The sequence below is a fragment of the Acinetobacter sp. YK3 genome (assembly GCF_001729365.1).
Lineage (GTDB): Bacteria > Pseudomonadota > Gammaproteobacteria > Pseudomonadales > Moraxellaceae > Acinetobacter > Acinetobacter vivianii.
This window is the reverse complement of the sequence record NZ_LZPJ01000078.1, coordinates 40,871-48,461: the sequence shown is the minus strand read 5'-3', so window position 1 is coordinate 48,461 and position 7,591 is coordinate 40,871. Positions and strand designations below refer to the sequence as shown.

The following is a 7,591-nucleotide window of genomic DNA, read 5'->3' as shown; positions in this document are numbered from 1 at the left end:
GACACTCGTTATTAATGGTGTGACGTACACCGCGACTGTTGATGCAGCAGCGGGTACATGGACTGCAGATGTAGCGGGCAGTGATTTGCTGGCTGACAATGACAAGACTATTGCTGCTACTGCAACCTTCACGGATGCGGTAGGCAACAGCAGTAACATCACCGATACTCAAGTCTATACAGTGGATATTACGCCACCAGATAGTTCTACAACGACGGTCACAATTGATCCGATTACAGGAGACAATATTGTTGATTCAACTGAAGCTGGAGTGAACCAAACCATTAGTGGTACGGTCACTGGAGAGTTTACGGTTGGTGATGCAGTCATCGTCAATGTAAATGGTGTGGATATCAGCACTACAGTTCAAGCGGGCGGTCTATGGAGTATCTCTGTAGCTGGTGCGGAGCTGGTTGCCGATGCTGATAAAGTGATTAACGTCACTGTTAAGGCGACAGATGCAGCAGGTAACGTGGGTGATGTGACAAGCGATGTTACTTATACTGTGAATACAGGTACCTTAATCGCTTACGACAACATTGGACACGCTGTCCTTAGTCCACAACCAGCGTTGGTTCAAGATGATGTGAGCTTGGGTAGTACTTCATATCTATTGTTAACCTCATTGGCAGGTATTGATCTTCAACTTGGTGGTAACTCACTTGGCTTTGAGGTAGATCCAGGCCATGAAGGTACTGTGACATTCCAATACAGTGGCTTAATTGATGCTGCATTGTTGTCCGACTATAAATTAGTTGTACAAAAATTTAATACGACGACGAATCAATGGGAATCTATCCACGGCGATAGCGATGCTTCATTGCTTAGCCTGCACTTACTTGGTCTTGGCATTGGAAATGTTCCAGGTGTCGTACTCGAAGGTCTGGAAGCAGGACAATACCGTGGCTTCTTGACTTACGATGGCTTATTAGGTGTTGGTGTACTTGGTACCTTGTCTGCGACGATGGATGATTATGATCTATCGATCCCTGGCGGATATGAAGTCGGCAATGCAGAAGGTAACGTGATCCTTGATCCAGATCCAACAGGACAAGTCGATCAAATCACATCGACAACGATTGTATCTTCTGTGAATGGTCATGCAATTGATGCCGATGGCGAAAGCTTCGATGGTTTATATGGAACGATTACCTTCCATCAAGATGGTAGTTATACCTATGTTCCGTTCGCGAATGGTTCAGGTGTCGGTCAAACAGATCAATTCACCTATACCTTAACCGATCCGGTCACAGGTGCGACGACAGAAGCAAATCTGAATATTGTGTTCGATTCAATCCGTGCTGCGGACAACTTGGTTGAAGTGGAAATCAATCCACAATATCAATTGGTGGGCACAGAAACAGATTCGGCATTCTATGGCGTGTTATTGAATGTTGGAAATCTGGTCGACTTGCAACTGTTGACTGTGGATACCGTTGATTTCAATGTCGCTGCTGGACAAGAAGGTGTTGCAACATTTAGCTTCAACAGCCTGATTGGTGCATCGGCACTCGGTAACTACAATGTTGTATTGCAAAAATACAATGAAGTGACTGGTCAATGGGAAGCGGTGAATGGTACCGGTGACCGTTCATTATTGAATCTGACCTTATTAGGTACGACACCAACCGCGCAAATTGCTGGCTTGACTGAAGGCGAATATCGAGCATTCTTGTCCTTCAACGGTCTGCTTGGTGGTGCAGTCGGTGTGACCTTGAATGGTGAGGTGGATCTCTACAACCCTGCGGTTATCACCGGATACGATGTTGTTGCAGCACATGGTAATTTGATCTCTGATCCAAATACCAATGGTGCGATTGATATCGCAACGCCGAACAGCGTGATTAGTGAAATTAATGGCGTTGCTATCACTGGCTCTCCAACTACGGTGGCAGGTGATCATGGTACTTTAGTGATCTATCCAAATGGCGACTATACCTATACACCAAATCCTGACAGTGCTGGTTTAGGACAGGTAGATGAGTTTACTTATACCTTGCGAGATCCAGCATCAGGTACGACTTCACAAGCGACCTTCTATGTTCACCTCGATAGTAAAGTTGTCGATATGAACTGGAACCCAGCGGATCCTTCAGCACCTGCAACAGTAACGATTATTGCAGCTGATGATGCAGTGAATGCTGGAATTAGCGCACAACCGCATCTTATTGAAGATGATCGTGCACTAGGCAGCGCAACTTACCTTGCATTGCTATCGTTGGCGGGTATTAACCTACAAGCACCTTTACCATTCGTGAACAGCACAGTGAACTTCAATGTGGCTGCGGGTGAGCAAGGTACAGCAACCTTCAAATATAGCAGTCTGATTAATGAAGGTGCATTGGGCGATTACCAGCTTGTTGTACAAAAATTCAATACCGTAACGAATCGTTGGGAATCGATTACGGGTAGCAGTGAAGCATCTTTACTTAACCTCAGTGTGTTAGGTATCGGCTTGAATGCAACTCCGGGAGTGGTTCTTGAAGGTCTGGAGGAAGGACAATATCGTGCCTTCATGACCTATAACGGTCTATATGGTAAGAGTATCCTCGGCACATTGACAGGCACCATGGATGTCTTTGATCCAACACAAGTGGATTACACAGGTGTTGCGACAGAAGGTAACGTGATTACTGGTCTAGGTGTGGGTACCAATGCCGATTCAGTGACAGGCTACACAGTTGTAGGTTCTGTAACGTTCAATGGTGTAACAACCACGGTTGATCTCACCAATGGCGCAACCATTGTCGGTCAATACGGAACACTGCAAATATTTGCAAATGGCGATTATATCTATACACCGAATAATACCAATGCAAATCTAGGTCTGGTGGATCACTTCACTTATACCTTGTCAGATCCATTGGGCGGCAACTCGTCAAGTGCAAGTCTGGACTTCACGATTGGCAACAGTACGCCAGTGATTGCGGTAGATGACCTTGCAGTTGCCGAGATTAATCCGGAATATCTGCAAATTGGTAATGATGTTGCGGTAGGCAGCTACTTATATCTAGCCTTAGTAAGCTTAACTGAGAATTTTGACTTCCAGTTGGGTGGACAAGGCGTCGGCTTTACCTTGACTGACAACACCTTAAATGATGTGACGTTCAATTACAGTGCATTAATCGACGCAAGCCTGCTTGCTGACTATGTACTTGTGGTTCAGAAATTTGATACTGCGACGAATCAATGGGTAGCTGTACATGGTACAGGCGATGCTGATTTACTGAGCCTTGCAGCCTTTGGTGGTAATTCAATCACATTAGATGGTTTAGGTGCAGGTCAGTACAGAGCCTTTATGACCTATGCGGGTAGCGGTGTTGGTGTTAGCTTGCTGGGTACGCTTTCTGTTCAGAAAGATGTATTTGATGCAACCAACATTACGGGTTACAGCGTTGAAGCTGCGGAAGGTAATGTGATCCATGACATTGGTCTCAATGGACATGCAGATACAGCCTCTGGCTTCAGTAGTATCACCAGCGTTGAATTCAATGGTGTTGCACATGCAGTGAATGCGACGGGTGTCACAACGATTGTCGGTGACTACGGTACATTGTCGATTTACGCAAATGGTAATTACAGCTATCAACCAACTGCCAATGCAAGTGGTGTGGGCCAAGTCGATCAATTTACCTATACCTTGACGGATGGTGTGAATTCATCGCAAGCAACCTTGTACTTCCATATTGATAGTGATGCTGTCGATATGACTTGGAATCCAACGGATCCTTCACAACCAGCTGATATCGTGGCTACACCTGTAGATGCGATTGATGATGTGGTGTCTGCGGGTATTGATGTTGTTCCACAAGGTCAGTTGGGTGTTGCAGTCGGTTCGGCAAGTTATCTGTTACTGGTTGGATTGTCTGAGAATCTCAACCTTTCATTACTGGGTACACCAAGTGTGAAATTTAATATTGCAGCTGGACATGGCGCGGATGTGACATTCTCTTACGCACCAACAGTTTCACTGTCTTTATTCAATGACTACAAGGTGGTTCTGCAAGAAAAAGCAGCAGACGGTACTTGGCATAACATTGATGGTGGTTCAAGCACTGGATTGCTTAATATCGGTCTGTTAGGTAGTGGTGGTATTGGTGTAACAGTACCTGATCTAGGTCAGGGCGAATACCGTGCCTTCATGGTCTACACAGGTGTGGGCGTCGGTATCTTGGGTACCATGAGTGTAGTAAAAGATGACTTCGACTATACCGTTGCACCGACCAATACAGCGATTGAGGCTGAAGGCAATGTGTTAACAGGTGATTCAATTACCTTGACCACACAAGTTTCAACAGTGACTTCAGAAGTTGCTGGTGCACCAACTGAAACGATTGGAACCAATACAACAATCGTTGGGGCTTACGGTACGCTGGTGATCTCTGCCAACGGTTCGTACACTTATACACCGAATACCACTGATTTGAGTGCGGTGGGTAAAGTCGATACATTTACCTATACCATCCGTGATGTTCTGACGGGTGCGACGGATACAGCGCAATTGCATATTCAGGTGGGTTCACCTGATGCAACTGTGGTTTGGGATACAGCCAACCCAGGCAATGATGGTGTTGTTGAGTTTGCTGCAAATGCAGATACTGCAACTGCAACAACAGACTTCTCGAATGCCAGAGATGCAGCAGTAGATGTTTCAAGTCCTGATGTTACGATTGGTGCATCATTACTGAATCTCACTCAGACTGTTACTTCAAATACCTTTACAGTAGCAAGTGGAACAGTAGCCAATATTGATCTGGCTGCAGTTTATGTAGCACAGCCATTGGCAAGTCTGTTACCAACCATCAGCTATGTGATTCAACGTAGTACAGATGGCGGTACAACATGGACCAATACCATCTATACCGGATCGCAAACTGCCCTAGGTAGTGTTGCAACGATTCAAGCGGGTAGTGTGGCTTTCCAAGATAATGTCGATTATCTGGCAGCAGGTCTGTATCGTGTTCAATACACCATGACAGGTGTATCGGTTGGTGTAACAACGGTTGATACCAGTGTAACTACAACCACGATTCATCTGGATCAATACAGCTCTGACTGGATCAACGGTAACGTGTTACTTGGAGATGATATTGGTGGGGTTGCGGATACAGGACTACCAACACATGAGGGTTATAAACTTCAGGTGTGGGATAGTGTTGCTGGATCATATGTAGATGCTGTTGGACAAAGCATTAATACAGGTAACGGTATCTTGATCATGCAGGCCAATGGTGCGTATGAATACCGTCCAAATGATGTCAATGTGACCACACATTTAACATCTGCGGATAGTATTGATTACAAGATCATTTCTGCAACAGGTACTGAGTCGACTTCAACCTTGAATATTGACTTGACTCATTCTGATTACAACCTGCTTTATACCAGTACAGCTGCAAACGATACCTTCACGACTGGTACAGGATCAGATACCCTGATCTTCCAAATCCTGAATGGTAGTGCTGCATCGGCTGGTAATGGTGCAAATACTGGCGGTAATACGACAGGTGCAGGTGGAGATCACTGGACTGACTTTGTAGTGGGTAATACAGATACAAGTGCAGCAAACTACAATGATCAGGCTGACAAGATCGATATCCAGCATCTGTTGGATGGTGATCAAAATGCGCTCAATATCGGCGAGTATCTACGTGTAACCACAAGTGGTGGTAATACGATTATCGCGATTGATCGTAACGGTGCGAATCTGATCGGAACCAGTAACTATACTGATCTGGTTACTTTGGAAGGCGTCAATACGACATTGAATGAATTGATTGCTAATCATCAGATCATTTACTAATCCTAAATCTTTAGCGTAAAAAGAGAACCTTCGGGTTCTCTTTTTCATTTTGAGAAGATCATAAAAATTTGTGCTATCTTGTTTAAAACGCTTAAAAATTCTAACAACTGCATCTATGACGATTACGACGATTTCAGCACTTGAACAACTCAAAAACCAACTCAGCGCTTACTTTGAAAGGGTTCAGCAACATTTGGATCTAACCGACACGGTTATTTTCTTGTCTTATGGTGAAAGAACACAACGTTGCCAGGTCTGGAATACATCTTTGACCGAGTTTCAATATGCGCAACAGGAGCTATTTACTTTTCTTGATCAAGAATTGCAGGCACAGGGGCAACTGGCAGAATTTTTAAAATTCGAGCTGGCCTATAACATTCAGTCAGAGCACTGGCAGAAAATCGAGCAAGACTTAAAATGCCAATTTCATAATAATCATTATCGCAAAGGCATCAGCTTTGATCAGGATTTCCAGATCTGTTTTTTGGAACAGGAGCTTTATGGTAAGGCGATTATCCGTGGCTTGAGCTATGACACGCCCAACTTTTTTGATCAAGATAATCTGAATGCGAGTATTTCAAAGAAATATCCGCATCAAGTACATCCAGTCCAGCTCAATCAAATCCAGCAGGTCTGGAGCTTCGATAGCCATGCCGTATTTTATGAAAATGGTCAATTATTACCCTTACACAGCCAATTCACTGAAAATGGTGTCCGCTATTTAACCGAATCCAAAAAACAGCATTTCACGCAGATGATTGAGGGCAACGCCCAATTTCTTGAACAGCAGGTTCAGGCGGATGGACGTTTTATCTATGGTTTTTTCCCCGCCTATGACCGTGAAATCCGTAGCTATAATACAGTGCGGCACTGTACTTCGACCTATGCCTTGATTGAGACGCTGGCCCTACATTCACAACAGCAAAGAATCGCAAAAATCCAAACAGCCATTGAATATGCCTTAAAACATTTTTATATCGAAAAGCAAAATGATCTGGCCTATATGCGTGATGGCGCAGATCTAAACCAACTGAATGAAATCAAACTGGGTGCCAATGCCGCTGCGATTTTAATGTTGAGTAAATATCAGGAAATCACAGGGGATGATCAGTATCTGAGATATGCCCAAGCTTTGGCCAATGGCATTTTGTCGATGGTGAATGAAGCAGGGGAAACCGTGCATGTTCTTCATTATCCTGAGTATGGGGTGAAAGAGCAGTTCCGCATTATTTATTATGATGGTGAAGCGGCTTTGGCCTTGTTACGTCTGTATCAGCTACAGGCTGATGAAAAGCTGTTGAACACAGTCAAGCGTATGTTCGAGCGTTTTATCGAACAAAAGTATGATCGTTATCATGACCATTGGCTGAGTTACTGTACCAATGAGCTCACCAAAATTTGCCCAGAAGAAAAATATTTTCAATTTGGTATCAATAATTACCTCAGGCATCTGGTGTTTATCCGCAATCGTAAAACGGCCTATGCCACTTTGCTGGAAATGATGATGGCGGCTTATCAAATGCTGTGTCGGATTCGGGATCTGGGTTTGAATGAGCTATTTGCAAAAGCACGGTTTGAGGATTTAAAAAAGCTGATCGAGTTTCGTAGCGATTTTCAGCGCACAGGGTTTTTCTATCCTGAAGTGGCTATGTATATGGCATGTCCTGAGAAGTGCCTCAATGCTTTTTATGTCCGGCATGACCGCTTCCGTGTCCGTATTGATGATCAGGAACATAATCTATCTGGTTATGTGGCCTATGTTCAGCATTTCGAAAACTGAATTATTGA

Annotated in this window: 1 protein-coding gene and 1 pseudogene; both read left to right on the top strand. The window is 44.2% G+C overall.

Going from position 1 to position 7,591, the window contains the following annotated elements; translation table 11 throughout:
* Positions 1-127 precede the first annotated feature (127 nt).
* Positions 128-5,803 (top strand): annotated as a pseudogene (locus tag A9Z07_RS07750) (BapA/Bap/LapF family large adhesin); the annotation flags it as partial.
* 115 nt (positions 5,804-5,918) lie between these two features.
* Positions 5,919-7,583, top strand: coding sequence for a poly alpha-glucosyltransferase (locus A9Z07_RS07745; RefSeq protein ID WP_069577848.1), 1,665 nt, complete (start codon positions 5,919-5,921; stop codon positions 7,581-7,583).
* Positions 7,584-7,591: the final 8 nt, after the last annotated feature.